Genomic DNA, 24,534 nt, shown 5'->3' with positions numbered 1-24,534 from the left:
CGATGGCGGGGCGATGAGCACCGCGTGCGGGGCCGGGGCACATGAGCGGACGGTGTTCTCGGCATGAATCGCGCCGCGCCGCACCCGCGCGGCGCATGATGGCCGCAGATCCCCCGACCCCGGAAGGCGTGATCCTGGATGTCCCCCCGCCGTGCCCACATCGCGATGACCGGCATTCCCGCCGTCAGCCACGTCCTGCCCAGCCTGGAGATCATCCGCGAACTGGTCTCCCGCGGCCACCGGGTGACGTACGCCAACGACCCGGCCGTCGCCGGACTGATCGCTCCCACCGGCGCCGAGTTCGTGCCCTGCGCCTCGACGCTCCCCGTCGCCGAGAACAACTGGCCGGACGACCCCATCGGTGCGATGGAGCTCTTCCTGGACGACGCCGTCCAGGCCCTCCCCCGACTGCGCGCCGTCTACGACGACGATCCGGCCGACCTCTACCTGTACGACATCGGCGCCTACGCGGGCCGCGCGCTCGCCGAGTCCCAGGGGCGCCCCGTCCTGCAGCTCTCCCCGACCCTGGTGGCGTGGGAGGGGTACGAGGAGGAGGTCGCGGCGCAGTTGTGGAAGCTGCCGGGCGCCGACGCCTACCGGGCCGCGTTCACCCGGTGGCTGGCGGAGTGCGGGGCGACCACCACCGACATGGACGTCTTCTCCGGCCGCCCCGGCCGGGCGCTGGCCCTGATCCCCCGGGCGATGCAGCCGCACGCCGACCGGGTCGACACCGGTGCGGTGACCTTCGTCGGCGCCTGTCTCCCCGTGCGGGAGAGCGGGGACGGCCCGGGCGGGGACGGGGACGCCGGCTGGACGCGCCCCGCCGGTGCCGAGCGCGTCCTGCTGGTCTCCCTCGGGTCGGCGTACACCCGGCGGCCGGAGTTCTACCGGCGGTGCCTGGCGGCCTTCGGCGGCCGGCCGGACCTGCACCTGGTCCTCCAGATCGGGAAGTACACCGACGTGGCGGAGTTGGGCGATATCCCGCCCCACGTGGAGGTGCACTCCTGGGTGCCCCAGCGGGCGATCCTCGAACAGGCGGACGCCTTCGTCACGCACGCGGGGATGGGCGGCTGCGGCGAAGGGCTGCGAGCGGGCGTTCCCATGATCGCCGTGCCGCAGGGCGCCGAGCAGTTCATGAACGCCGACCGCCTGGTGGAGCTGGGGGTGGCCCGCCCCATCGACACCGAGGACGCCACGGCACCGACGCTGCGGACCGCCCTGGACGAACTCCTGGCCGACCCCGACGTGGCCCGCCGCTCCGCGCACCTGCGCGCGGAGTCCCGGGCCGAGGGCGGCACCGCACGGGCCGCCGACCTCGTGGAGGAGATGCTGGGCTGAGCGGGGCCGGCCCTGCCGGGCGGGCGCGGGAATACGTCTTTCCACCCACCGGTTGGGCCGCTGTATGAGCGCCGACGAACTCGCCGAGATCCTCCACTACACCGCTTTCTCCACCGACCCGGACGGCGGCAACCTCGCCGGTGTCGTCCTGGACGCCTCGGCGTTCGACGACGCCGGAATGCTGGCCGTCGCCGCCGGGCTCGGCTACAGCGAGTCCGCCTTCCTGACGGAGGCGCCCGGCGGGCGGAGCTACACGGTCCGCTACTTCAGCCCGAAGGCCGAGGTGCCGTTCTGCGGGCACGCGACGGTCGCCGCCGCGCTCGCGCTGGCGGACCGCGACGGCCCCGGTGACCTGGTGTTCCTGACGCGGGCCGGCACCGTCCCGGTCGCGGTGGAGTCGCAGGAGGGCGTTCTGCGGGCCACGTTGACCAGCGTGGAGCCGCACGTGGCCCCGATCGCCCCGGCCGATCTTGCGGAGGCGCTGGCCGCGCTCGACTGGCCGGCCGCCGATCTCGACCCGGCGATGCCGCCCCGCATCGCGTTCGCCGGAGCCCGCCACCTGGTGCTGGCCGCCGCGACGCGCGAGCGCCTCGCGGACCTGGACTACGACTTCTCCCGGCTCGAGTCCCTCATGCGGCGACTGGATCTGACGACCCTGCAACTGGTGTGGCGGGAGTCGGAGCGGGTGTTCCACGCCCGGGACCCGTTCCCGGTGGGCGGGGTGGTGGAGGACCCCGCGACAGGGGCGGCCGCCGCCGCTTTCGGCGCGTACGCGCGGGAGCTGGGCCTCGTTCCGGACGAGGCGGTGCTCACGCTCCACCAGGGCGCGGACATGGGACGGCCCGGCACCCTCACCGTGGAGCTGCGCCGGGGCGACGCGCGCGTCCGGGTGAGCGGCGCGGGGACCCGTATCGGCTGACCCCGGTCAGCGGCCCGGGGCCGGGGCCGGGGCCGGGGACGTGGGCGAATCAGCGGGCGGCCTCGTCCGGCCCGGGCACCCGCTCCAGGACGAGGTCGCCGCGCATGCCGGAGTCGTCCAGACCCGGAACGTGTGGGTGAGGCAGGTGAAGGGGTGGCCGGACGCCTCCGCCACCTTGCGGGCGGAGGCGGGAGGCGCCCTTCCGGCGGGTCCGTACGGGGGACGGTTCCGGTCCGCCTCGCGGCACTCCCCGGCGGCCGCGGCCATGCTGTCCGGTGGGGCGCCCTCCCCTCCGCACGCCGCCGGCCGGCCCACCCGGCGCTCGGTGAACACCGGTGGGCTTCCGTACGACGGTTCGGCGTCGAGCAGCCGAAATCCGGGGCGTACGATTCGCGGAACCCAAGCCGAGCACGGGAGTACCGATCTTGTCCGCATCCGCAGCCCTCGCACCACGCATCGGTGTCTCCATCGTCACCATGGGTGACCGTCCGCAGGCGGTGGAGGCCCTCCTCGCGTCGGTGGCCATGCAGGACGTCCGGCCCACCCGGCTCGTCGTGATCGGCAACGGCACCAAGCTCCCCGACCTCACCACCTTCCCCGGCCTGGAAGACCTGGAGGGCGGGGTGACCCTCATCGAGAACGAGGAGAACCTCGGCTGCCCCGGCGGCCGGAACGTCGGTCTCGCCCGTCTCGCCGAGCTGGGCGACGTGGACGTGGTGATCGAGCTGGACGACGACGGCCTGCTGGTCGAGAAGAACGTGTTCTCCACGGTGCGGGACCTGTTCGCGGCCGATCCGGGCCTCGGCATCGTCGGCTTCCGGATCGCCGACGAGCACGGCGAGACGCAGCGCCGTCACGTCCCGCGCCTGCGCGCCTCGGACCCCATGCGGCGAGGGCTCGTCACCGCCTTCCTGGGCGGCGCGCACGCCTTCTCCATGAAGATGCTGGCGGGCACCGGCCACTGGCCGGCCGAGTTCTTCTTCACCCACGAGGAGACGGACCTCTCCTGGCGGGCGCTCGACGGCGGTTGGAACATCCTCTACGAGCCCGATCTGCTGCTCCAGCACCCGAAGACCTCGCCCGCCCGGCACGCGGTCTACTACCGGATGACCGCCCGCAACCGGGTGTGGCTGGCCCGCCGCAACCTCCCCGCGCCGCTGATCCCGCTCTACCTCGGCGTATGGACGCTGCTCACGCTCGCCAGGACCCGTTCCGTGAAGGGGCTGAAGGCCTGGGCGGGCGGCTTCGTCGAAGGGCTGCGCACCCCGTGCGGCCCCCGCGCCCCGATGCGCTGGCGCACGGTGTGGCGGATGACCCGCCTCGGCCGGCCGCCCCTCGTCTGACCGCCCCACCCGGCCCCGTACCCCCTCGCCCCACCCGGCCCGGCACCCGCCCCGGGCCACATCCCCCGCACCACCCCGGAACTCCTCGTTCCGGCCGATCGCCCGGACGCCTCGCGCTCCGGGCGATCGGCGTTTTCCGGACGTTCCGGACTCCCGTGCAACTCCGCCCGAGCAAAGGCGCCTTGACACTCCCTCGACGTACAGACCATGATTCAGTTAATGGACTAGTGGAATTGAGGCGAGGCGTGGAACACCCGAACACACCGAGCGGGACCACCGCCCCCTGGGCGCTGGAGGCGCGCGGGCTGGGCAAGCGCTACCGGCGCGGCTGGGCCCTGCGTGACTGCTCCTTCCGGCTCCCGGCCGGCCGGATCTGCGGTCTCGTCGGCCCCAACGGCGCGGGAAAGAGCACTCTGCTGGGCCTCGCGTCCCGACAGGTCAAGCCCACCGAGGGCGAGTTGAAGCTCTTCGGCGTCCCGGTCGACGACGCGGCGGCCATGCCCCGATTCGCCTTCCTCGGCCAGGACAAGCCGCTCTTCAAGCGGTTCACGGTGGCCGAGACACTGCGGATGGGCGCCGAACTCAATCCCGGCTGGGACATGGCGGCGGCGGAGCGGATCGTCCGCTCGGGCCGGGTCCCGCTGGACGCCCGCGTCGGCACGCTCTCCGGCGGCCAGCGCACCCGGGTCGCCTTCGCCCTCGCCTTCGGCAAGCGCCCCGGCCTGCTCCTGCTCGACGAGCCGATGTCGGACCTCGACCCGCTCGCCCGCGACGAGATGAGCACCCTGCTGATGGCGGAGGTCGCCGAGCGCGGCACCACGGTGCTGATGTCCTCCCACATGCTGGGCGAACTGGAGGACATGTGCGACCACCTGGTGGTGGTGTCCGAGGGCCGGCTCCGGATGGCCGGAGACACCGACGTGCTCGTCCCCGCCCACTCCCTGGTGACCGGGCTGACGGTGGGCGGCGGCCTGCCCCCGGAGCTGAGCCGCCACACCGTGATCGAGTCCCGGGTGCGGGGCCGCCAGTTCCAGGCGCTCGTACGTCCCGAAGGCCCCCTCACCGGCGACTGGCAGATCAGTGAACCGAGCCTGGAGGAGGTGCTGCTGGCCCATCTCCGCTCACCGGACGCGCCCGCGCTCCTCGCCCCGGACGCCCGCACCGACGCCGAAGGGATCACCGCATCATGACCACCACCCTGACCGACCCCGCCACGGGGCCGGGGACCGTGCGGCGCGGTCCGCTGCGCGGAACGGCCTGGCTCGTGGTGCGTCAGCACCGGTCGACGCTGTACGGCGTGCTCGCACTGGTGGCCCTCGGCGCGGCCGGGATCCTCTACCTGCGCGGGGAGATGGCCGACACCCTGCACGCGGCGGGCTGGCCCGGGAAGGACCTGCCGAGTCAGCTCCAGCTCGGGCAGCGCTACAGCTACCTCGTACTCGCCCTCGGCGCCCTGCCGGTGCTCCTCGGCGTCTTCGTGGGCGCTCCGCTGATCGCCTCCGACCAGGAGCAGGGCACGGCCCAGCTCGTCACCACCCAGTCGGTACCGCGCCACCGCTGGCTCATCGCCAAGCTGTCGCTGGGGTACGGCCTCGCGCTCACCACCGGCCTCGTGCTCTCGCTCCTCCACACCTGGTGGTGGCGGCCGTACCGCTCGGTCTTCCCGGCCACCTGGCTCGACGCGTCGGTCTTCGACAACACCGGCCCGGTACTGCCCGCGTTCTGCCTCTTCCTCACGGCGGCCGGCATCACGATCGGAACCCTGCTGCGCCGCGTGATGCTCTCCATGGTGGTGACGCTCGCCTTCTCCGTCGTCGCGAACGTCGTCTGGGGTGAGTTCCGCAACAGCCTGGGCACCAGCCACCGGTTCACCTACCCGCTGAACGGCGAGTTCCCCGCCCGCTACCAGGACGTCCAGCAGCTCGACAACTGGGTCGGCGGCGCGGACGGCACGCTCTACGGATGGGGCACCTGCGCCGAGGCGACCGAGGCCGCGCGGAACGCCTGCCTCAAGGAGAAGGGCATCGTCGACAACGTCGTCGAGTACCTCGCCTACGACCAGATGCCCGGCATGCAGTGGACCGGCGCCGGCATCCTGCTCGCCGCCACGGCCCTGCTGACGGTGTGCGTCGTGTGGCGCGTCGCGCGGCGCCCCCTGTGACGGCACCCTCCCCCGGTCCGTAAAGTCTCCTCAGTCGAGCGGAAGGTGAAGATCAGTGGTCGTGTTCCGCATCGACCGGCGCAGCGGCATCGCCACCTACCTGCAGATCGTCCACCAGGTCGAGCAGGCCCTGCGGATGGGCGCCCTCCAGGAGGGGGACAAGCTGCCCACGGCCGCCCAGGTGGCCGCCGCCACCAAGGTCAACCCCAACACGACCCTCAAGGCGTACCGGGAGCTGGAGCGCCTCGGTTTCGCCGAGGTGCGCCAGGGTGCGGGCACCTTCGTCACCCGCAACCTCGCCCGGCCGCAGTCGGGTCCCGACTCGCCGCTCCGCACCTCCCTGGACGCGTGGCTGGTCCAGGCGCGCACCGAAGGGCTGTCGGGGCACGACGTGAAGGCGCTCTTCAGCGCGGCGTACGAGACGGCGTACCCGCGGGAGAGCTGAGCCCCGGGCCGGTCGCCCCCGGAAGGTGCGGGTACGCGGGCAGGTCGATGTCGCCCGCCTTGGCGAACTGCGCGGCGAGCACCTGCCGCATCGGCCAGCGGTTCATGGAACGCATGGAGGCGGCCCGCAGCCGGATGGCGAGGGCGCTGGACGGCGCGTACCCGGAGACTCCGCCGGGCGGCAGCTGCTGCGCCCGGGTGACGTAGGGGCGCATGATCCGGTCGTAGTTCCGGAAGGCGTCGAGGTGGCCGGCGCCGGGCGCGGCCAACTCGCCCGCCAGCACGTACGCGCCGACGAGGGCGAGGCTCGTCCCCATGCCGGTGAGGGGGGACGGGCAGTGGCCGGCGTCGCCGAGCAGCGCCGTCCGCCCGCGCGACCAGCTGTCGAGACGCACCTGTCCCAGGGTGTCGAAGAAGAAGTCCTCCGAGGAGCGCATCGCCGCGACCAGGCGCGGGACTTCCCACCCGGCCCCCTCGAACCGGCGCGCGATCAGCTCCTGTTGGGCCCGGACGTCGTGGCGGTCGTACACGAAGGGCTCCGCGCGGAAGCTGAACCCCGCCTTGATCTCACCGGGCCGCCGGCCGGGGCGCGCCGACGCGACGAGGCCGCCGGGGGCGTTGAACATCCGGAACCAGCCGTCGAGGTCCCACTCCTCCCGGGTCGTGAACCACGCGGTGCAGCAGTTCAGCGGGCTGACGAAGTCGGTCTCGGGACCGAAGGCCAGCGACCGGACCACCGAATGCGGCCCGTCGGCGCCCACCACCACGGAGAAGTGGCGCCGGGCCGCCTTCTCGAAGGTGACCGTCACGCCCTCGTCGTCCTGCGCCAGCGCGGTGATCGTGTCGTCGAAGAGGTACTCCGTCCCGGTGCCGGGCGCGGTCGCCCCGTACAGCAGACCGGCCAGGTCGCCCCGGAGTATCTCGATCTCGGAGACGATCCCCTCCCCGTCGAAGGCGCCGGTCGGCATCCGGGCGGTGATCCTGTCACGGGCGTCCACCAGGGCGAGGCCGCGCTGGTCGACGGCGACCGCCCGCGCCCGCTCCATCAGCCCCATGCGGCTGATCACTTCGCGCCCCGCGCCCCGGAGGTCGACGGTCTGCCCGCCGGGCCGCGGGCCCGGGGCGCGCTCGACGACGGTGACACGGAATCCCGCCGTGCGTAGCCAGTACGCGAGGGCCGGTCCGGCGATGCCCGCGCCGGAAACGAGTACATCCTTCTCTTCCTTGCCGGTTTCTCTCATGAAGAAGAATGTACAGCGTACGCACCGCTCCTCACCACTACTACTCGCGCTTTTTCCACGGCAGTTCGCCCTCTTGCGCACTAGTACGGTGGCATCGTGGCACCACCTTCCACACCACCTCGCCGGAGTGCGGACCTCTTTCGCCGCGCGCCAGGCGCTAGAGTGCGACCCCCACGTGCACTAGTGCGGGGGGTTCGGACGGAGCGACGGCAGGAGCAGCGCATGGCGGCGCGGGAGGACCAATCGCGGGAGGACCAATCGCGGGGGGACGAGGTGCGGGCGCAGGAACCGCCGTACCGCCGGATCGCGGCGGTCCTGAGGCAGCGGATCGAGGCGGGGGAGCTACGCCCCGGCGACCGCATCCCCTCCACCCGGGAGATCGGGCGACAGTGGGGGGTCGCCATGGCCACCGCGACCAAGGTCATCGCCGAACTGCGGCACGAAGGGCTGGTCCGGCCGGTCTCCGGCGTGGGCACGGTGGTCGTGGACACAGCGGCCGTGGACGGAGCGGTGGTGGGCGGAGCGGTGGTGGACGGAGCGGTGGTGGACGGAGCGCCTCCCGCCCTCGCAGCCCCGGCTTCGGCATCCCCGACTCCCGCCCGGATGCCCGCTCTCGCCCCCGCTTCCGTACCCGTCCCCGCTCCTGCTCCTGCTCCTGCTCCCGGGCCTGCTCCTGCTCCGGTCGGGCCGTCCGTCGCGCTGGCACGGGAGCAGATCATCGCGACGGCGATCTCCGTCGCCGACGCCGAAGGGCTGGGCGCGGTCTCGATGCGACGGGTGGCCCATGAGCTGGGGGCCGCGACCATGTCGCTCTACCGGCACGTGACCGACAAGGACGATCTGCTGACGCGGATGATGGACGCCGCCTGGTCCGAATGGCGTTTCCCGGCCGACCCCCCGCCGGGGTGGCGCGAGCGGCTGGAACTCGCTTCCCGCCTGCTGTGGGAGACGTTCCGCCGGCATCCGTGGCTCGCACCGGCGATGTCCGTCACCAGGCCGCAGCTCCTCGCCGGGGCCATGCCGTTCACCGAGTGCGTGCTGCAGTCGCTGGACGGGCGCGGTCTCGGCCACCAGCTCCTCTTCACGATCCACGTCACCCTGTTCACCTACATCCGGGGGACGGCGATCAATATCGAGCCCGAAGTCGCGGCCATGGAATTCACCGGCCTGACGAGCGACGAATGGATGGACACCCAGGAGTCGCAGCTCCGGGCGGCCTTCTCGGCCGGCGCGTTCCCGACGTTGGAGCGTGTCACGTCGACGGGGTACGACTTCGATCTCGACGCGCTCTTCGAGTTCGGCCTGCAGCGTCTCCTGGACGGCTTCGCCACCCTGCTCGACACAACGCCTCCCCGCTGACCGGGGGCCTCAGCGCCGGACCGCGGTCTCCCCGCGCCGCCCGCGCCCCGCGGTCCGTGTGCCGTCGGTCCTGGCGGGTCCCGGGTAGTCGGGGTCGTCCTCGGCGGTCGGCAGCGCGCGGTGGCCCTCCGAGTGGTCGTTGACCCACCCGCAGCCGGCGCAGGCGTACCGCCCGTCCAGGCCGGCGATGAGCGTGCCGCACCGGCGGCACTCCGTGTAGGTGACCTCGGGGGCGGCCATCGGGCCGTCCGCGGCGGGTCGCACGGCGGGGTGCGGTTCCGCCGTGGCGGGGGCGGCCGTACCGGTGGGTGCCTCGGCGGAAGGGTCCATGGCGGAAGGCTACGCCGAGGCCGGCGGACGCCGTGCGGAGTCCGCCCGGACTCCCGCCTCCGCACACGGGGAAGCCCCGGTCCGCAGTGGCGTCCGAGGCGCACGTCCGCTTAAACTGAACAATTCCGCGATTCCTCCGGTGTGCTTTCCCGACCCTGGACGAGAGCATCCGGCAAAACCTTTGTGGAAAGCATCACGAACGAAATCAACAGGGCATGCACTGCCCGTTCTGGAGTGAGTTTGTCACGCGAGGAAATGGCCCGGGAGCAGGAATTCGTCACTCTGCTCCACGACCGTCTCGACGCCCTGCGGGACCGTGCCGAGGGGGCCGTACGGGGTTCGCTGGGGCAGCCCGTGCACAGCCGTCAGGCCCGGCTGGAGCGGGACGTCACGGTCGCCGAGCAGTCGGACCGCCTCGCCGCGCTGAACGCCGTGGAGGACGGGCTCTGCTTCGGCCGCATCGACCTCCGCGACGGCGCGCACCACCACATCGGCCGCCTCGGCATCCGCGACGAGGACGAGGCGCGTACGCCCCTGCTCATCGACTGGCGCGCGCCGGTGGCCCGTCCGTTCTACCTCGCGACGGGCCACACCCCGATGGGGCTCCGCCGCCGCAGACACCTGACGACGCGCGACCGCGAGGTCACCGCCCTGCACGACGAGATCCTGGACCTGGACGAGACCGCGCCCGCCCTCCGCACCGGCTACGAGGACCCCAACGGCGACGCCGTCCTGCTGGCCGCCGTGAACGCCACCCGCACCGGCCGCATGACCGACATCGTGCGGACCATCCAGGCCGAGCAGGACCGCATCATCCGCGCCCCGCACCGGGGGGTCCTCGTCGTCGAAGGGGGTCCCGGCACCGGCAAGACGGCGGTCGCCCTGCACCGCGCGGCGTACCTCCTCTACGCCCACCGCGAGCAACTGGCCCGCCGTGCGGTGCTGATCGTCGGCCCCAACCCCGCCTTCCTGGGTTACATCGGCAACGTGCTGCCCTCCCTCGGCGAGACCGGCGTACTGCTCGCCACCCCGGACGAGCTCTTCCCCGGGGTACGGGCCACCGGGGCGGACACCCCGCGGGCCGCTGCCGTGAAGGGCGCGGCCCGGATGGCCGAGGTGCTGCGCGCGGTGGTCGCCGACCGCCAGGCGCTGCCCGCCCGGAGCGTCCCGATCGCCCACGACCACGGCACCCTGCTCCTCGACCGCGACACGGTCCTGCGCGTCAGGACGGAGGCCCGCGGCACGGGGCTGCCGCACAACCTCGCCCGGCGCCCCTTCGCCTCCGGCATCGTCGACGCGCTGACGCGGCAGCTGGCCGACCGCATCGGGGAAGACCCGCTCGGCGGCCCCAACCTGCTCGATCCCTCCGACGTCGAGCAGCTCCGCGAGGAGGTGGCCGACAACCCGGAGGTGCGCGCGGCGATCGACGGCCTCTGGCCCCGCCTCACCCCCGAACGGCTCCTCGCCGCGTTCCTCGCCTCGCCCAGTCATCTCCCGCCCGGGGAGGCGGAGTCCATCCGCCGCGCGGGCACCGACCCCACCGGTCTGACGGACCGCACGGAGTGGACCCCGGCGGACATCCCGCTGCTCGACGAGGCGGCCGAACTGCTCGGCGAGGACGACAGCGCGCGGCGGGCGGCCGAGGAGGCGGAGCGCCGACGCCACATCGCGTACGCCCAGGGGGTCCTCGACCTGTCCACCGGCTCGCGCTCCACCGACTTCGAGGACGAGGACGACGCCGAGATCCTCTCCGTGCACGACATCATCGACGCCGAACGCTTCGCCGAACGCCAGCGGGAGGTGGACCACCGCAGCGCGGCCGAACGCGCCGCCGCCGACCGGACCTGGGCCTTCGGGCACATCATCGTCGACGAGGCGCAGGAACTCTCCGCGATGGCCTGGCGGCTGCTGATGCGCCGCTGCCCCACCCGTTCCATGACCCTGGTCGGTGATCCCGCGCAGACCGGTTCGGCGGCGGGGGCCGACTCCTGGGCGGAGATCCTCGGCCCGTACGTCGGCGACCGCTGGCAGCACACCCGTCTGGACGTCAACTACCGGACGCCGAAGGAGATCATGGAGGCGGCCGCCGAGGTCCGGCGGGAGAGCGACCCGGCCTTCGAGCCGCCGAGGTCGGTGCGTGCCACCGGTGTACGGCCGTGGACCCTGACGGTGGAGCCGGAGAAGCTGGTGCGTGTGGCGGCCGAGGCCGTCGCCCGGGAGGCCCGGGGCGACGGGAAGGTCGCCGTGATCGCGCCGCCGGAACTCCACCCCGAGCTGGCCGAGGCCCTGCCGGCCGCCTCGTACGGAACGGAACCCGACCTGGCGGCCCCGGTGGTGATCCTGGACGCCCGGCAGTCGAAGGGACTGGAGTTCGACTCGGTCGTGGTGGTGGCGCCGGAACGGATCAGGACCGGCTCTCCCCGGGGGGTCAACGACCTGTACGTGGCGCTGACCCGTGCGACCCAGCGGCTCGGGCTGATCGGGTTCGGTCCGGCGGTGCCGGAGACGGAGGGCTGAGGGGGCGGGGCGGGCCCGATCCAGGGTCCGGGCCGGCCCTCGGCGTCCCCCGGCTCAGATGCCTCCCACGATGCTGGGCGGCACCACCAGGTGCCTGGCCCGGTGCTCCAGGACGAGCGCCTGCGGCATCGTCGTGGACACCGCGTCCGAGGCGCAGCGCCCGCACGACTCCACCGTGGCCGGCACGTGCGCCGTGTGCTCGTCGGCGATGTGCCGGGAGAGCCGGATCTGCGTGGTGATCACCTGGTCGAAGGGGTCGCAGTCGATGCCGGGGCCCACCTCCTCCCGCGCGGCGGAAGCGAGTTCGGGCGCTTCCCTCATCCGCCGGTACAGGGTCACGCAGTCTCCGCAGTCCCACATCCAGGGTGGTGGGAGGGGCCATTTGTCGGCTTCGTCGGCGTCGAGGTCGTCCACGCGCACCACCGTAGCGGCCGCCGCCCATGAGCGGAGCGCAATGCACCCTTTACCCACCGCGAGGGCGTGCCGGACGGCGCGCGGCGCTCGTGACGCGCCCTCGGATGCACCGTCCGCTCCTTCGGCCCGGGAGACTCCGGCCGGCCCGTCGCTCTCCCGCCCGGGTGCGCGGGCGCGTCCGAAGCGCCGTCTCGGAGCACCGGCCCCGGGTCCGGGGTGATCCCGACGCGCAACGCGCGCTGTTCGTGCCGCGTCGCCGCCCGTGACGGCCCTCCGTCGTCCACTCCCTCATGGTCACGGGGTCCTGCGGGGCCCTCTCGGCCTCCCGAAGGCCACCCGTCGGCCGGTCACCGAACGCACCGGGTCGGGGGGCGCCGGATGGCGGGACGGGGGTAGAGATGTAGGTATGGGTCCCGACGTCACCGGCCACCGAAGGGGCCGGTGACGGTCCCGCCCGATGTCCACCCGCGCATCCCCCGGGGAGAGAGTGTGTCCCGCCCTTACGTCCTGCTGTCCGCGGCCGTGTCGCTCGACGGCTACCTCGACACCCGCCCGGGCGAGGACCGGCTCCTGCTCTCCAACGAGGAGGACTTCGAGCGCGTCGACTCCGTACGGGCAGGGGTCGACGCCATCCTCGTCGGAGCCGGCACGCTCCGCTCCGACGACCCCCGCCTCCTCGTCAACTCGGCCGAGCGCAGGGCGTCCCGGGTAGCCGCCGGCCGGCCGGAGTACCCGTTGAAGGTCACCGTCACGGGGACGGGCGATCTCGACCCCGGCTGGAAGTTCTGGCACCACGGCGGCGACAAGCTCGTCCTGGCGGCCGGCGACGAGGCCACCGCGAAGGCCCGTGCCGCCCTCGGCGGTCTGGCCGCCGTCCGGAGGATCCCCGCCGGCGCCGTGTGGCCGGCCGCGCTCGACGTCCTCGGCGACGAGTACGGCGTCGGGCGGCTCATGGTCGAAGGCGGCGGCACCCTCCACACACAGCTCCTCGCCGCCGGGCTCGCCGACGAGCTCCAGATCGTCCTCGCCCCGCTCCTGGTCGGCCAGTCCGACGCGGTACGCATGCTCGGGCCGGCGGACTACCCCGGTGGCCCCGGCGCCCGCCTCCGTCTCCTGGAGATCCGCCGGATCGGTGACGTGGTACTCCTGAGGTACGCACCCAAGGACACGTCGACGGAGCCCCGATGAGCACCACCCCCTCGGCCGGCGCCCCCGGCACCGGCCGCGAGCCGACCGCGGCCGACCGGAACTGGCTGGCTCTCGCCTGCGAGTTGGCCGCTCTCTGTCCGCCGTCGGAGACCGCTTTCAGCGTGGGAGCGGTCGTCGTCGCGGCCGACGGAACCGAGCTGGCCCGCGGCCACTCCCGCGAGAACGACCCGCACGACCACGCCGAGGAAGGCGCACTCGCCAAGATCGCCGGGGACGACGTCCGGCTCGCCACCGCCACGATCTACAGCTCCCTGGAACCCTGTGCCCAGCGGGCGTCCCGCCCCCGCCCCTGCGCCCGACTCATCCGGGACTCAGGCCTCCGCCGCGTGGTCACCGCCTGGAGCGAGCCCGACACCTTCGTCACCGACGCCGACGGCACCGGGTTCCTCGAAGACTCCGGCGTCACGGTCGTCGAACTGCCCGAGTACCGGAACGCGGCGCAGGCGCCCAACCTCCACCTGCTCCGGACGGATCCGGGTGGCGGTGCGCGGAGGACCGGTGGGTGAGCGACTTCTCGGTGACCCCCTGGTCATGGGAGGGCTGCCGACTGTGTAAGCCTGGGATCGTTGGGCAGGTGCGACCGAGACGTTGCAAGCAGACAGGCAGGGGAGGCAGCGTGAGCGTGGAGCTTACAAGCGTTCTCGTCACCGGCGCCGCCCTCCCGATCAGTGCGGCCGCCGCGCGTGAGCATGTCGATGAGCTGCTCCGCACCCACTTCGCCCCCGGTGACGGGGCGAGCCGGGAGGAGATCGTCCGGGCCGACGCCCTCCTGGTCACCTCGGAGCTGGTGACCAACGCGTTCCGGCACGGTGGGGGCCTCACCGGCTTCTCCGCGCGGATCCGGGGCGACGAGCTGCTGCTGTCCGTCGCGGACGCGAGCACCGAACTCCCCGTCGCTCCCTCGCGCGCCCCGGGCCAGTACACCGTGGGCGGTTACGGCTGGTCCATGGTGGGCCGTCTGGCGACGGACGTGTCGGTGATCCCGACCGACACCGGAAAGCGCATCGAAGTGGTCGTACCCCTCGCGTAGCACAGCGGTGATCGTTCATCCGGTTCGCCCCGGTGACCGCCACCCCACCGACTCCCCCTGTCGAGCCGCATCCGTGCCGGCACCCCTGGGGGACGTCCTCCACCGGAACGGCATTCCGGGAGAGGGACGGGGATCACCGGTCCGGCGGCTCGGCGGCCTGACCGGCATGCCGCGGGGCCGCGGGGCGTTCAGCGGGCCTGCACGCACGAGGTCCGCGCCGGAGGGGTCGCCGGTGCCGCGGGGGAATTCCGAGTGGCGAGGAGGAGGCCGGTGCTTCCCGTCGCCTCGAGGAGGCGGCACACGGCCAAGGAGGGTGCGGTCACCGCGACCCGTGCGCCGGAGGAGCCACCGCTCAGCAGTGCACGCAGAAAGGCGACGTCCGCGAAGGTGACGGCGGAGCAGTCGACCTCGATGCGGGAGACGCGCGTCCGGGCCAGGGCCTGACCCAGGACCTCGGTGGTCACCGCGTCGAACACTCCCTGTGCGTACAGCACGCACCGGCCGCTGTGCGCGTCCTGGTACGCCGTGACCTCGGCCCGCCCGCTGCTGTGCCGGGCGGTGTGGGCTGTGAGCACTGCAGACCTCTCTCGGTACGTGGATGACGCGGTCGGCCCTGCTGCGGGAGGCGGACCGCCTGTCCCCGCGAATGCCCTTCCCCCCTGCGCACACACATCGGTGCCCGCCCTCCGCGACCGGTATTTCGCTGCGGAGGCTACCGGGGTTCGTTTTCCGGCCTTCCGCGATCACCACTGTCCGAGGATCCGCACCACCGAGCGCCGGCCGCCCGGGACGGCGTCTCCCCGCACAGCCCGTGATCGCCTGTGCGGCGGCGTCGTACGCTGGGGCGGGACTGCCGCGCGGTAGCGCGGACGGAAGGGCGAAGATGCAGACGGAGTGTTTCGACAGCGGAAGCCTGGAGTCGACGGAGGAGTTCCTGTCACGGGCCTATACGCCGATGCGTATCGGCGGCCGGCCCAACAACACGCGGACGCGCATCGTGCGGACCGCCGCGGCAGGGCTGACCGTCGACCGCCTCGCCTTTGGTTACACCATGTCCTACACCGCCAACGCCCTGGGCAAGGTGTGCTTGATCAGCGTCCACAGCGGCACCATGGTGGACACCACCGACGGCCGTCACGACGTCTACGGCCCGGGGGAGACCTTCCTCATCGCCCCTCCCGACCGCCCTTACACCGGCGCGCTGCACTCCGCGCGCTACACCATCACCATGTTCGACCCGGCCGTGCTCGACACGGTGGCCGCCGCCGGCGCCCACTCCGCCCCGGGACCGGTCCGGCTCACCGGGCAGCGCGCACGCGACGCCGACGCCAACCGCCGCTTGGGCAGCACGGTGGCGTTCCTCCGCGACCAGGTCCTGACGGGGTCCACCGCCCCTGAGCCCCTCGTCATCGCCTCGGCCACCCAGTTGCTGGCCGCCGTCGCCCTGGCCGCGCTCCCCAGTACCGCGCAACAGGAGGAGGGCGAGCGTGTCGACAGCCGTGACGCCCACACCGACACCCTGCGCCGGGCACAGCTCTTCATCGAGGAGAACGCCCACCGCCCCATCGGCCTGGCCGACATCGCCGCCGCCGCGTTCGTCACCCCGCGCGCCGTGCAGTACGCCTTCAGCCGTCACACCGACACGAGCCCCCTCGGCTACCTGCGCCACGTGCGCCTCGCCCGTGCGCACCAGGATCTGAGAACCGCCGACCCCTGCACGACCAGCGTGACGCGCATCGCCGCCCGCTGGGGCTTCGCCCATGTCGGCCGCTTCGCGGCCGCGTACCGCCGGCTGTACGGCACGACCCCCGCCACCACCCTCCGCGCGCAAGACTGAGGCCGGCGCGCCGGGGCCGTGGGGTCCTGGGGCCGGAGCCGCCGGACGTACCGGCGCGCGTCCTCCCCTCCCCGGGGCGGCCGATCCCCGCTTCCCTCACTCCCCGTCTCGCGCCCCGTCCCCGCGCCCCCGGCGTCCGCCGCCCCTCCCCCGTGTCAGGCCTGGTTCTCCTCGCCCGAGCGCCGCCGGGGGGACGTGCGCGGCCCCACGGTCACGGTGGCCGGTCCGGCCACGTGCGCCGGTTCCGGTGCACCGGCCAGGACCGCCGCACCGACCAGACCGGCGTCGGATCCCAACTCCGCCGGCACCGCGCGCAGATGACGCATGAACGGCATCGTCGCGTAGCGCCGCAGGTGATGTCCGAGGGGGGAGAAGAGCACCTCGCCGGAGTGGGCCACACCGCCACCGACCACCGCGACGTCGATCTCGACCAGCGCGGCCGTGGCGGCGATACCGGCCGCCAGGGCGCGTGCCGCCCGGTCGAACGCCGCCACGGCGGCCGGGTCGCCGGCGCGAGCCGCCGTCGCGACCGCCGACGTGACCGCCGACGTGGTCGGGCGCCAGCCGAGGGAGAGTGCGTGCCGGGTGATGGCCGTGCCGCTGGCGATGCCTTCCAGGCAGCCGATGGCGCCGCACGGGCAGGGTTCACCGTCGAAGTCGACGCTGATGTGGCCGAGATGACCGGCGTTGCCGGTGAGACCGTGGTGGACGGTTCCGTCGAGGACCAGACCGGCACCCACGCCCGTGGAGACCACCAGACACAACGCCTTGTCATGACCGCGGGCGGCGCCGTGGCGGTGTTCCGCCGCCGCCATCGCCACCGCGTCGCCCGCCAGCACGACGGGTCTGTGGGCGAGTGCGGGATGTGCCGCGACCGACGCGGCGAGCGGGAAGTCGCGCCAGGCGGGGATGTTGACGGGGCTGACGGTTCCGTGCGTCAGGTCGACCGGACCGGCGCTGCCGATGCCCAGCGCGCGGACGTCCGCCCACAGCGGGTCGGCGGCCAGGACGTCCACCACCTCGTACACGGCGTCGAGAAGGGCGCGGGAGGACCCCTGTGCCGGGGCGGCACGGCGCACGCGGCACCGGAGGGAACCGCCCGGGTCGACCAGTGCGCCGGCGATCTTGGTCCCCCCTATGTCCAGGGCTCCTGTCAGGCCACCACCCGGAGCGGGGGCAAGGATCGGCTGACTACTCATGGTGATCAATCTCCGGAAGGTGGTGGAGGGGATGCGCTCGGGACCGGGCACATCCGACCACGCGACTGACAACGTTGTCCACAAGGAGGACGGATTCGCCCCGCACCCTCTCCACCGGCGCGTTCGATTTAGTCAGGATTTAGTAAAGCAGCAGATCAGAGCCTTGCAGGCGAGCGAAATTCGCCTTAACCGGTCTATGGACATTGCCGCGAAGTTACGTCTACGTTGAGCGCTCATCAGGCCGAGTGCCCGGGAGTCGCCGCAGCGATCCCCGCTCCGGCATCGACGTTTCATGCGGTGAGAGGTGGCAGAGATGCGGAGAAGTTGCGTAGGAATCGTGGCGGCGATCATGGCGACGGCCACTGCGTGTAGTGGGCAGGGAGGCGGCGGAGGTGGCGGCATCGCGGCACTTCCGAGCGATCCTGCCAAGGTGTCCGGCGAGATCACGGTCCTGACCAACAGGACGGATCAGCTGGCCGACGGCACGTTGAAGAAGTACGCCGCGGAGTTCCGCAAGGTGTACCCGGGCGTGAAGGTCACGTTCGAAGGACTGACCGACTACGAGGGCGAGACCAAGATCAGGATGAACACCGACAACTACGGTGACGTCCTGCTGATCCCCAACTCCCTGTCCGTCAAGCAGTACCCCACCTTCTTCGCCCCGCTCGGCAAGGCCGGCGAACTGTCGGCGAAGTTCGACTACACCGACCACGCCACCGTCGACGACCAGGTCTACGGCCTGGCGGACATCGGCGTGGCGAACGGGTTCGTCTACAACAAGGCGGTCTGGGCGAAGGCCGGCGTCGACGACTGGCCGACCACGCCCGCGGAGTTCGTCGCCGACCTCGAGAAGATCAAGGAGAGGACCGGCGCCACTCCGTACTACACGAACTACAAGGACGGCTGGCCGCTCACCAACTGGACCAACGCCATCGGCTCCCCCACGTGCGACGCCGACTCCTACGACTCCCTGGCGGCGACGGACAAGCCGTGGAGCCAGGGTTCGGACCTCTACACGATCGACAAGCTCCTCTACACGATCGTCGACGAGAAGCTCGCCGAAGCCGATCCCACCACGACCAACTGGGAGGACTCCAAAGCGCGGATAGGGACCGGGGAGGTCGCCTCGATGTGGCTCGGTTCCTGGGCGATCTCCCAGATGCAGGCCGCGGCGAAGGCGGCCGGCAAGAACCCCGACGACATCGGGTTCATGCCCTTCCCGCAGCAGACGGACGGGAAGTTCTGCTCCGTCCTGCGCCCCGATTACCAGTACGCCGTCAACGTCCACTCCGACAAGAAGTCGGCCGCCCGGGCGTGGATCGACTGGTACATCACCCAGTCCGGGCACTCCGCCGCCGAAGGATCCATCTCCTCGGTGAAGGGCACTCCGCTGCCCGCCACGCTCAAGGCGTTCTCCGACAACGATGTCAAAACCATCCCGCAGCACCAGGACGACGTCGTGCGGGTCAACGCGATCGACAAGGCGTCCGAGATCGGCATCACCGCGCAGGACTACCGGCAGAAGCTCGTGGACGTCGCCCGCGGTGCGGCGGACGGGGACATGGAGAGCTTCTTCGACGACCTGAACGGAAAGTGGGCCGACGCCCGGCAGGGCGTCGGCGGCTGACCGCGTCGCGTCACGGAGGGGACCACGACCGAGGCGGCCGTCCCGGCCACCCGCGACCACCGGGGAGTCGCCTCGCCGTAGCTCAGCGCCTTTGACCGGGAACGACCGGGAACCACCCAGAGGAACCATGAGATGACCGCTGTCCAGAAGACCCGCACCGTGGGGCACGCCGACGAACGGCGCGGCGCTCCGCCCCCGGAGCCCTCCGCCGGCCGGCCCCGCAGCCGCAGGCGCCGTCGTACCGCCGGGCTGACCCCCTGGCTCTTCCTCGCCGTTCCTCTGACCCTGCTGGGGATGTTCACCTACCTCCCCGTGGCCGACATGATCGGCTACAGCTTCACCGACTGGGACGGTGTCAGCCCCACGTCCTCGTCCGTGGGCGTGGAGAACTACACCGACCTGGTCACCGAGCCCGCGCGGTTCGAGGTGTTCCTGGTCAGCGGCTTCTACCTGGCCGCCTCCTTCGTGCAGATCGCCCTCGCGCTGTACTTCGCGACGGTCCTCAGCTCCCACACCCGCTTCCGCAACCTCTTCAAGGGCCTGCTGTTCTTCCCCTACCTGATCAACGGGGTGGCCGTCGGATTCGTGTTCCTGTACTTCTTCCAGCCGGACGGGACGCTCGACACCCTGCTGGGCATGGCCGGTGTGGACGGCGAGCACCTGTGGCTGGGTGACCCGGACCTGGCCAACCCCTCGCTGGCCGGAGTGTCGATGTGGCGCTTCACGGGGCTGAACATGGTGCTCTTCCTGGGCGCCATCCAGTCGATCCCGCCGCATCTGTACGAGGCGGCCGAGCTGGACGGGGCGAACCGCTGGCAGCAGTTCCGGCACATCATCGCGCCCAGCATCAAGCCCGTCATCAGTCTGAGCTTCGTTCTCGCCGTCTCCGGCTCCCTGGCCGTCTTCGAGATCCCGTACATCATGACCGGCGGCGCCAACGGCACGGAGACGTTCGTCATCCAGACGGTCAAGCTCGCCTTCCAGTTCGACAAGGTCGGTCTGGCCTCGGCCTCGGCCGTCCTCCTGCTGGTCCTGATCCTGCTGATCACCTGGGTCCAGCGCCGGCTGGTCCCCGAGGAGAGGGTGGAACTCTCGTGACCACCGACACCACCGTCCCCGCGCGGCGTACGGTCCGCGCCGACCGCGGCGCGCTGTCCCGCACCGCCGTCGCCTTGAAGTACCTCTCCCTGCTGCTGGCCTCGGCCGTGGTCGTCGTCCCTCTCGTCGTCGTCCTGCTGACGTCGCTCAAGACGCAGTCGGAGGTGGCGAACGACGGTCCCCTGTCACCGCCGGGCGACTGGTTCAACTTCGCCAACTACGCCACCGCCTTCGAACAGGGCGCGATGCTGCGGGCGTTCGGCAACACGGCCCTGATCCTCGTGGTCTCCACCGCCGGGACCGTACTGATCGGCTCGATGACCGCGTACGCCATCGACCGCTTCCACTTCCGCCTGAAGAAGCTGGTGACGGGCCTCTTCCTCCTGGCCGCACTGGTTCCCGGTGTCACCACCCAGGTCGCGACCTTCCAGGTGATCGACGATCTGGGCGCCTTCAACACCCGCTGGGCGCCGATCCTGCTCTACACCGGGACCGACATCGTCTCCATCTACATCTTCCTGCAGTTCATCCGGTCCATCCCGCTCGCCCTGGACGAGGCGGCGCGCATCGACGGCGCCAACTCCTGGACCATCTACTGGAAGATCATCTTTCCGATGCTGCGGCCGGCCATGGCCACCGTGGTCATCGTCAAGGGCATCGCCGTCTACAACGACTTCTACGTGCCCTTCCTCTACATGCCCGACCCCGGCCTCGGCACCATCTCCACCGCCCTGTTCCGGTTCAAGGGTCCCTTCGGCGCGCACTGGGAGACCATCTCCGCCGGCGCGATCCTGGTGATCGTGCCGACCCTGGTCGTCTTCCTGGCGCTGCAGCGCTTCATCTACAGCGGCTTCGCGGCCGGTTCCACCAAATGAGCCGCCCGCCCGCCGCGCCCCGCACCACGTCCCACGAGGAGTCCCGCATGAAGACCAGCACCCCCCTGTCCCAGGGCTGGACGCTGCGCCTGAACACCGACCGCCACACGCCCGGGCAGGTGCCCGCGGGGCTGGCCGGGGCCGTCCTGCCGGCCCAGGTGCCCGGCTGCGTCCACACCGACCTGATGGCGGCGGGATGGCTGGTGGACCCGTACCTCGACCGCAACGAGGACGAGGTGGCGTGGGTGGGCCGCGCGGACTGGACGTACGCGACCCGCCTGCCGGGAGCGACGGACACCTTCGAGCGGGCCGACCTGGTCTTCGAGGGCCTCGACACGGTCGCCGCCGTGCACGTCGGCGACCGGCTGCTGGGCCGCACCCGGAACATGCACCGGTCCTACCGCTTCGACGTCACCGAGTTGCTGGCGGAGGGACCCGCACCCCTCGAAGTCGCCTTCACCTCCGCCTACACCGAAGCGGAGTCGGTGCGGGCGGCGCTGGGAGAGCGCCCCAACTCCTACCCGGAACCGTTCAACTACGTGCGCAAGATGGCTTGTTCGTTCGGCTGGGACTGGGGCCCCACCCTGGTGACGGCGGGTGTGTGGCGCGAGGCGCGGATCGAGCAGTGGTCGACGGCGCGGCTGGCCGAGGTCCGTCCGCGGATCACCGTCTCCGAGGACGGCACGGGCGTCGCCGAGATCGTCGTCGACCTCGACCGCACGGCGACCGGACAGCACCGGCCCCTGCGGCTGGTGGCCGTCGTCGGTGACGCCTCGGCGGAGGTCACCGTCGCTCCCGGGGAGGACACCGCGACGGTGACCGTGCACGTCCCGGACGCGGAGCTGTGGTGGCCGCGCGGTTACGGGGACCAGAAGCTGTACGGGTGCACGGTCGTCCTCGGCGAACCCGACGGCGGCGAGGCCCTCGACACGTGGGAGCGCCGCATCGGCTTCCGCACGATCGGGCTCGACACGTCGGCGGACGCCCACGGAAGCGCCTTCACCCTGGTCGTCAACGGCACTCCGGTCTTCGCCCGGGGGGTGAACTGGATTCCCGACGACGCCTTCCCTTCGCGGATCACCACCGACCGCTACCGCCACCGCCTCACCCAGGCCGCCGAAGCGGGCGTGGACCTGGTGCGGGTCTGGGGCGGCGGCATCTACGAGGACCGGGCCTTCTACGACCACTGCGACGAACTCGGGCTCATGGTCTGGCAGGACTTCCTGTTCGCCTGCGCGGCCTACCCGGAGGAGCAGCCGCTGCGCTCCGAGATCGAGGCCGAGGCCCGGGAGAACGTGACCCGGCTGATGCCCCACCCGTCGTTGGTCCTGTGGAACGGCAACAACGAGAACCTGTGGGGCTTCGCCGACTGGGAGTGGGAGCAGGCGCTGGCCGGCGATTCCTGGGGCGAGGGCTACTACCTGGGTCTGCTGCCCCGTGTCGTGGCGCAGACGGACCCGACGCGCCCGTACTGGGCCGGCAGCCCGTGGTCCGGGTCGTGGGACCACACGCCCAACGACCCCGGCCACGGCACCGCGCACTCCTGGGAGGTGTGGAACCGCCGCGACTACAGCGAGTACCTCACCACGGTGCCGCGCTTCGTCGCCGAGTTCGGCTGGCAGGCGCCGCCGGCGCTCGCCACCCTGGAACGGGCTTTGTCCGAACGCCCGTTGGCGGCCGACTCACCGGCCATGCTGCACCACCAGAAGGCCGAGGACGGCAACGGCAAGCTGAACCGCGGACTCGCCCCGTACTTCCGGGCGCCCGCCGACTTCGACACCTGGCACTACCTCACCCAGCTCAACCAGGCACGGGCCGTGGCCGCGGGCGTCGAGCACTGGCGCTCCCACTGGCCCCGCTGCGCGGGCACGGTGCTGTGGCAGCTCAACGACTGCTGGCCGGTCACCTCCTGGGCGGCGATCGACGGGGACGGCCGGCTCAAGCCCCTCTGGTTCGAGATGCGCCGCCTCTACGCCGACCGGCTGCTCACGATCCAGGACCGCGAGGGCGAGCTGACGATCGCCGCCTGCAACCAGAGTGCGGCGACCTGGGAGACCACGGCCACGGTCCGTCGGCTCGGGGCGGACGGGACGGTACGCGCGCGCGCCGAGGTCGCCCTGAAGGCCGCGGGGCGCAGCGTGGCCCTGGAGCGGATCCCCGCATCGGTCGCGCACTTCGGCAACGTGGGCGAGGAGCTCTTGGTGGTCGACGCGGACGGCCTGCGTGCGGTGCACTTCGGCTGCGCCGACCGCGATTTCGCCTACCCCTCCGCCTCGTACGAGGTGGAGGTGGGCGAGGACGGTGAGAGCGGTGCGCTGGTCACCGTCACCGCGGCAGGGCTGGTGCGGGACCTGCTGCTCCAGGCCGACCGGCTGGACGGGGACGCCCGCACGGACCGCGGACGGGTGACGCTGCTGCCGGGGGAGAGCGCGACGTGGCGCGTCACCGGCTGGCCCAGGCCGAGCGCGGATACCGCCCGTGCCGCGTTGTTCTGTGTCAACGACGCGGAAGCCGCCCGTGAGTGAGGGGAACGCCCGCCGGCCGGGGCGCGTGACGATCTCCGACGTGGCGGCCCGGGCCGGTGTGTCCCGAGGAGCGGTCTCCCTGGCGTTCAACAACCGTCCGGGCGTCTCGGAGGCCACCCGCGAGCGCATCATGGGGGCCGTCGCGGAGCTGGGCTGGGTCCCGAACCAGGCCGCCATCAAGCTCTCCGGTTCGGCGACCGGCGGCGGGGACACCGTCGGTCTGGTCATCGCCCGCCCCGCTCGCCAACTCGGCCTGGAGCCGTACTACATGGAGTTCATCTCCGGAGTCGAGTCCGTGCTGGAGGGGCAGGGGTGCTCCCTGCTGCTGCACCTCGTGCGGGACACCGACCAGGAGATCGCGGTCCACCGGCAGTGGTGGCGGTCCCGCCGGATCGCCGGTTCCATCCTGGTCGACATCCAGCGAAACGACCCGCGGATCACCGAGCTGGCGGCGATCGGACTGCCGGCGGTCGCGGTCGGTCATCCGTCCCTGACCGGTGGCTTCACCTCGATGTGGACCGACGACGCGGCCGCGGTGAACGAGGCGGTGCGCTACCTCGCCGCCCTCGGGCACCGGCGGATCGCACGGGTGGGCGGGCACCCGGCGCTCGGCCACACCATGATCCGTACCACCGCGCTGGACACGATCACGGCGGAGCTGGGACTGGATCCGGCCCGCAGCGTCACCACCGACTACTCCGGTGAGCAGGGCGCCCGGGCGACCCGGTCGCTGCTCGCCTCCTCGGAACGGCCCACCGCGATCATCTACGACAACGACATCATGGCCGTCGCCGGCATCTCCGTGGCCGCGGAGATGGGCCTGAGCGTGCCGGCGGACGTGAGCCTGATCGCCTGGGACGACTCCCAGCTGTGCCAGCTCACCCGTCCGAACCTGTCCGCGATGAGCCACGACGTCTTCGGCTTCGGCGCCGACGTCACCCGTCGGCTCTTCGACGTCGTCCACCGCCGCAACCCCACGTCCGGGCCCGCCGCGGTGCCCGCGCTGCTGCCCCGCGGCAGCAGCGCGCCCCCGCGGGCCACCGCCCACTGAAACGGGACCGTCCGGCC

20 protein-coding genes and 1 pseudogene are annotated in these 24,534 nt (G+C 72.2%); 16 read left to right on the top strand and 5 right to left on the bottom strand.

The window, feature by feature from the left end; translation table 11 throughout:
• Positions 1 to 138 precede the first annotated feature (138 nt).
• The 6 genes from PZB77_RS22985 to PZB77_RS22960 all read left to right on the top strand — a co-directional run bounded on the left by PZB77_RS22985 (position 139) and on the right by PZB77_RS22960 (position 6,206).
• Entirely contained in the window at positions 139 to 1,338 is a 1,200-nt protein-coding gene (locus PZB77_RS22985) for a macrolide family glycosyltransferase (protein ID WP_275494508.1), read from the top strand.
• A gap of 64 nt (positions 1,339 to 1,402) precedes the next feature.
• Positions 1,403 to 2,257 (top strand): PhzF family phenazine biosynthesis isomerase, encoded by an 855-nt coding sequence (locus PZB77_RS22980; RefSeq protein ID WP_275494507.1) that lies wholly within the window; start codon positions 1,403 to 1,405, stop codon positions 2,255 to 2,257.
• A gap of 425 nt (positions 2,258 to 2,682) precedes the next feature.
• Positions 2,683 to 3,600, top strand: coding sequence for a glycosyltransferase (locus tag PZB77_RS22975; protein ID WP_327269722.1), 918 nt, complete (start codon positions 2,683 to 2,685; stop codon positions 3,598 to 3,600).
• A 245-nt stretch (positions 3,601 to 3,845) separates the two neighbouring features.
• Positions 3,846 to 4,790, top strand: a complete 945-nt coding sequence (locus tag PZB77_RS22970) for an ABC transporter ATP-binding protein (RefSeq protein ID WP_275494506.1) — start codon at positions 3,846 to 3,848, stop codon at positions 4,788 to 4,790.
• A complete protein-coding gene (locus tag PZB77_RS22965; protein ID WP_275494505.1) occupies positions 4,787 to 5,761 on the top strand; it encodes an ABC transporter permease in 975 nt (324 codons plus the stop codon). Before PZB77_RS22970 ends, PZB77_RS22965 begins: the two co-directional genes overlap by 4 nt.
• Positions 5,762 to 5,816: 55 nt before the next feature.
• Positions 5,817 to 6,206: a GntR family transcriptional regulator gene (locus tag PZB77_RS22960; protein WP_275494504.1), complete on the top strand. Its 390-nt coding sequence runs from the start codon at positions 5,817 to 5,819 to the stop codon at positions 6,204 to 6,206.
• On the opposite strand, the gene PZB77_RS22955 is transcribed toward PZB77_RS22960, so the two are convergent.
• Positions 6,166 to 7,446, bottom strand: coding sequence for an FAD-dependent monooxygenase (locus tag PZB77_RS22955; RefSeq protein WP_275494503.1), 1,281 nt, complete (start codon positions 7,444 to 7,446; stop codon positions 6,166 to 6,168). The two genes, PZB77_RS22960 and PZB77_RS22955, sit on opposite strands and share 41 nt — an antisense overlap.
• A gap of 222 nt (positions 7,447 to 7,668) precedes the next feature.
• Between PZB77_RS22955 and PZB77_RS22950 the strand changes: the two genes are divergently transcribed.
• On the top strand, positions 7,669 to 8,805 hold the full coding sequence (locus tag PZB77_RS22950) for a TetR/AcrR family transcriptional regulator C-terminal domain-containing protein (protein ID WP_275494502.1): 1,137 nt from the start codon (positions 7,669 to 7,671) through the stop codon (positions 8,803 to 8,805).
• A 9-nt stretch (positions 8,806 to 8,814) separates the two neighbouring features.
• Here the strand turns inward: PZB77_RS22950 and PZB77_RS22945 are convergent, their stop codons facing one another.
• Positions 8,815 to 9,135, bottom strand: a complete 321-nt coding sequence (locus PZB77_RS22945; protein WP_275494501.1) for a hypothetical protein — start codon at positions 9,133 to 9,135, stop codon at positions 8,815 to 8,817.
• A 255-nt stretch (positions 9,136 to 9,390) separates the two neighbouring features.
• On the opposite strand from PZB77_RS22945, the gene PZB77_RS22940 reads away from it, so the two are divergent.
• A complete protein-coding gene (locus PZB77_RS22940; protein WP_275496177.1) occupies positions 9,391 to 11,652 on the top strand; it encodes a UvrD-helicase domain-containing protein in 2,262 nt (753 codons plus the stop codon).
• Between the two features lie 54 nt (positions 11,653 to 11,706).
• On the opposite strand, the gene PZB77_RS22935 is transcribed toward PZB77_RS22940, so the two are convergent.
• Positions 11,707 to 12,066, bottom strand: a complete 360-nt coding sequence (locus PZB77_RS22935) for a hypothetical protein (RefSeq protein ID WP_275494500.1) — start codon at positions 12,064 to 12,066, stop codon at positions 11,707 to 11,709.
• A gap of 489 nt (positions 12,067 to 12,555) precedes the next feature.
• Here PZB77_RS22935 and PZB77_RS22930 point away from each other — a divergent pair.
• Positions 12,556 to 13,781 (top strand): annotated as a pseudogene (locus PZB77_RS22930) (dihydrofolate reductase family protein).
• Between the two features lie 116 nt (positions 13,782 to 13,897).
• Positions 13,898 to 14,305 carry an ATP-binding protein gene (locus PZB77_RS22925; RefSeq protein WP_275494499.1) on the top strand — a complete coding sequence of 136 codons (408 nt, stop codon included), beginning with the start codon at positions 13,898 to 13,900 and terminating at the stop codon, positions 14,303 to 14,305.
• A 188-nt stretch (positions 14,306 to 14,493) separates the two neighbouring features.
• Here PZB77_RS22925 and PZB77_RS22920 read toward each other — a convergent pair whose 3' ends face one another.
• A complete protein-coding gene (locus PZB77_RS22920) occupies positions 14,494 to 14,880 on the bottom strand; it encodes an STAS domain-containing protein (RefSeq protein WP_275494498.1) in 387 nt (128 codons plus the stop codon).
• Between the two features lie 308 nt (positions 14,881 to 15,188).
• Between PZB77_RS22920 and PZB77_RS22915 the strand changes: the two genes are divergently transcribed.
• Positions 15,189 to 16,142 carry a helix-turn-helix transcriptional regulator gene (locus PZB77_RS22915; RefSeq protein ID WP_275494497.1) on the top strand — a complete coding sequence of 318 codons (954 nt, stop codon included), beginning with the start codon at positions 15,189 to 15,191 and terminating at the stop codon, positions 16,140 to 16,142.
• 155 nt (positions 16,143 to 16,297) lie between these two features.
• Here the strand turns inward: PZB77_RS22915 and PZB77_RS22910 are convergent, their stop codons facing one another.
• Complete coding sequence (locus tag PZB77_RS22910; RefSeq protein WP_275494496.1) at positions 16,298 to 17,341, bottom strand: ROK family protein; 1,044 nt, start codon at positions 17,339 to 17,341, stop codon at positions 16,298 to 16,300.
• 313 nt (positions 17,342 to 17,654) lie between these two features.
• On the opposite strand from PZB77_RS22910, the gene PZB77_RS22905 reads away from it, so the two are divergent.
• The 5 genes from PZB77_RS22905 (at position 17,655) to PZB77_RS22885 (ending at position 24,517) form a co-directional block, all read left to right on the top strand.
• Positions 17,655 to 18,968 (top strand): extracellular solute-binding protein, encoded by a 1,314-nt coding sequence (locus tag PZB77_RS22905; RefSeq protein WP_275494495.1) that lies wholly within the window; start codon positions 17,655 to 17,657, stop codon positions 18,966 to 18,968.
• A gap of 132 nt (positions 18,969 to 19,100) precedes the next feature.
• Positions 19,101 to 20,066: a sugar ABC transporter permease gene (locus tag PZB77_RS22900; protein WP_275494494.1), complete on the top strand. Its 966-nt coding sequence runs from the start codon at positions 19,101 to 19,103 to the stop codon at positions 20,064 to 20,066.
• A 53-nt stretch (positions 20,067 to 20,119) separates the two neighbouring features.
• Positions 20,120 to 20,941 (top strand): carbohydrate ABC transporter permease, encoded by an 822-nt coding sequence (locus PZB77_RS22895; RefSeq protein WP_275496176.1) that lies wholly within the window; start codon positions 20,120 to 20,122, stop codon positions 20,939 to 20,941.
• Between the two features lie 47 nt (positions 20,942 to 20,988).
• On the top strand, positions 20,989 to 23,466 hold the full coding sequence (locus tag PZB77_RS22890; protein ID WP_275494493.1) for a glycoside hydrolase family 2 protein: 2,478 nt from the start codon (positions 20,989 to 20,991) through the stop codon (positions 23,464 to 23,466).
• Positions 23,459 to 24,517 (top strand): LacI family DNA-binding transcriptional regulator, encoded by a 1,059-nt coding sequence (locus tag PZB77_RS22885; protein ID WP_275494492.1) that lies wholly within the window; start codon positions 23,459 to 23,461, stop codon positions 24,515 to 24,517. Before PZB77_RS22890 ends, PZB77_RS22885 begins: the two co-directional genes overlap by 8 nt.
• Positions 24,518 to 24,534 lie beyond the last annotated feature (17 nt).

This window comes from Streptomyces sp. AM 2-1-1 (genome assembly GCF_029167645.1).
Classification (GTDB): domain Bacteria; phylum Actinomycetota; class Actinomycetes; order Streptomycetales; family Streptomycetaceae; genus Streptomyces.
The sequence above is the reverse complement of the archived record's forward strand: the minus strand, read 5'-3'. Positions and strand labels throughout refer to the sequence as shown.

Bases quoted from the DNA above. Each gene is read 5' to 3' on its own strand.
- PZB77_RS22955 (WP_275494503.1), bottom strand. From the start codon at position 7,446: ATGAGAGAAACCGGCAAGGAAGAGAAGGATGTACTCGTTTCCGGCGCG.
- PZB77_RS22910 (WP_275494496.1), bottom strand. From the start codon at position 17,341: ATGAGTAGTCAGCCGATCCTTGCCCCCGCTCCGGGTGGTGGCCTGACA.
- PZB77_RS22985 (WP_275494508.1), top strand. From the start codon at position 139: ATGTCCCCCCGCCGTGCCCACATCGCGATGACCGGCATTCCCGCCGTC.
- PZB77_RS22945 (WP_275494501.1), bottom strand. From the start codon at position 9,135: ATGGACCCTTCCGCCGAGGCACCCACCGGTACGGCCGCCCCCGCCACG.
- PZB77_RS22900 (WP_275494494.1), top strand. From the start codon at position 19,101: ATGACCGCTGTCCAGAAGACCCGCACCGTGGGGCACGCCGACGAACGG.
- PZB77_RS22905 (WP_275494495.1), top strand. From the start codon at position 17,655: ATGCGGAGAAGTTGCGTAGGAATCGTGGCGGCGATCATGGCGACGGCC.
- PZB77_RS22980 (WP_275494507.1), top strand. From the start codon at position 1,403: ATGAGCGCCGACGAACTCGCCGAGATCCTCCACTACACCGCTTTCTCC.
- PZB77_RS22965 (WP_275494505.1), top strand. From the start codon at position 4,787: ATGACCACCACCCTGACCGACCCCGCCACGGGGCCGGGGACCGTGCGG.
- PZB77_RS22890 (WP_275494493.1), top strand. From the start codon at position 20,989: ATGAAGACCAGCACCCCCCTGTCCCAGGGCTGGACGCTGCGCCTGAAC.
- PZB77_RS22915 (WP_275494497.1), top strand. From the start codon at position 15,189: ATGCAGACGGAGTGTTTCGACAGCGGAAGCCTGGAGTCGACGGAGGAG.
- PZB77_RS22940 (WP_275496177.1), top strand. From the start codon at position 9,391: ATGGCCCGGGAGCAGGAATTCGTCACTCTGCTCCACGACCGTCTCGAC.
- PZB77_RS22950 (WP_275494502.1), top strand. From the start codon at position 7,669: ATGGCGGCGCGGGAGGACCAATCGCGGGAGGACCAATCGCGGGGGGAC.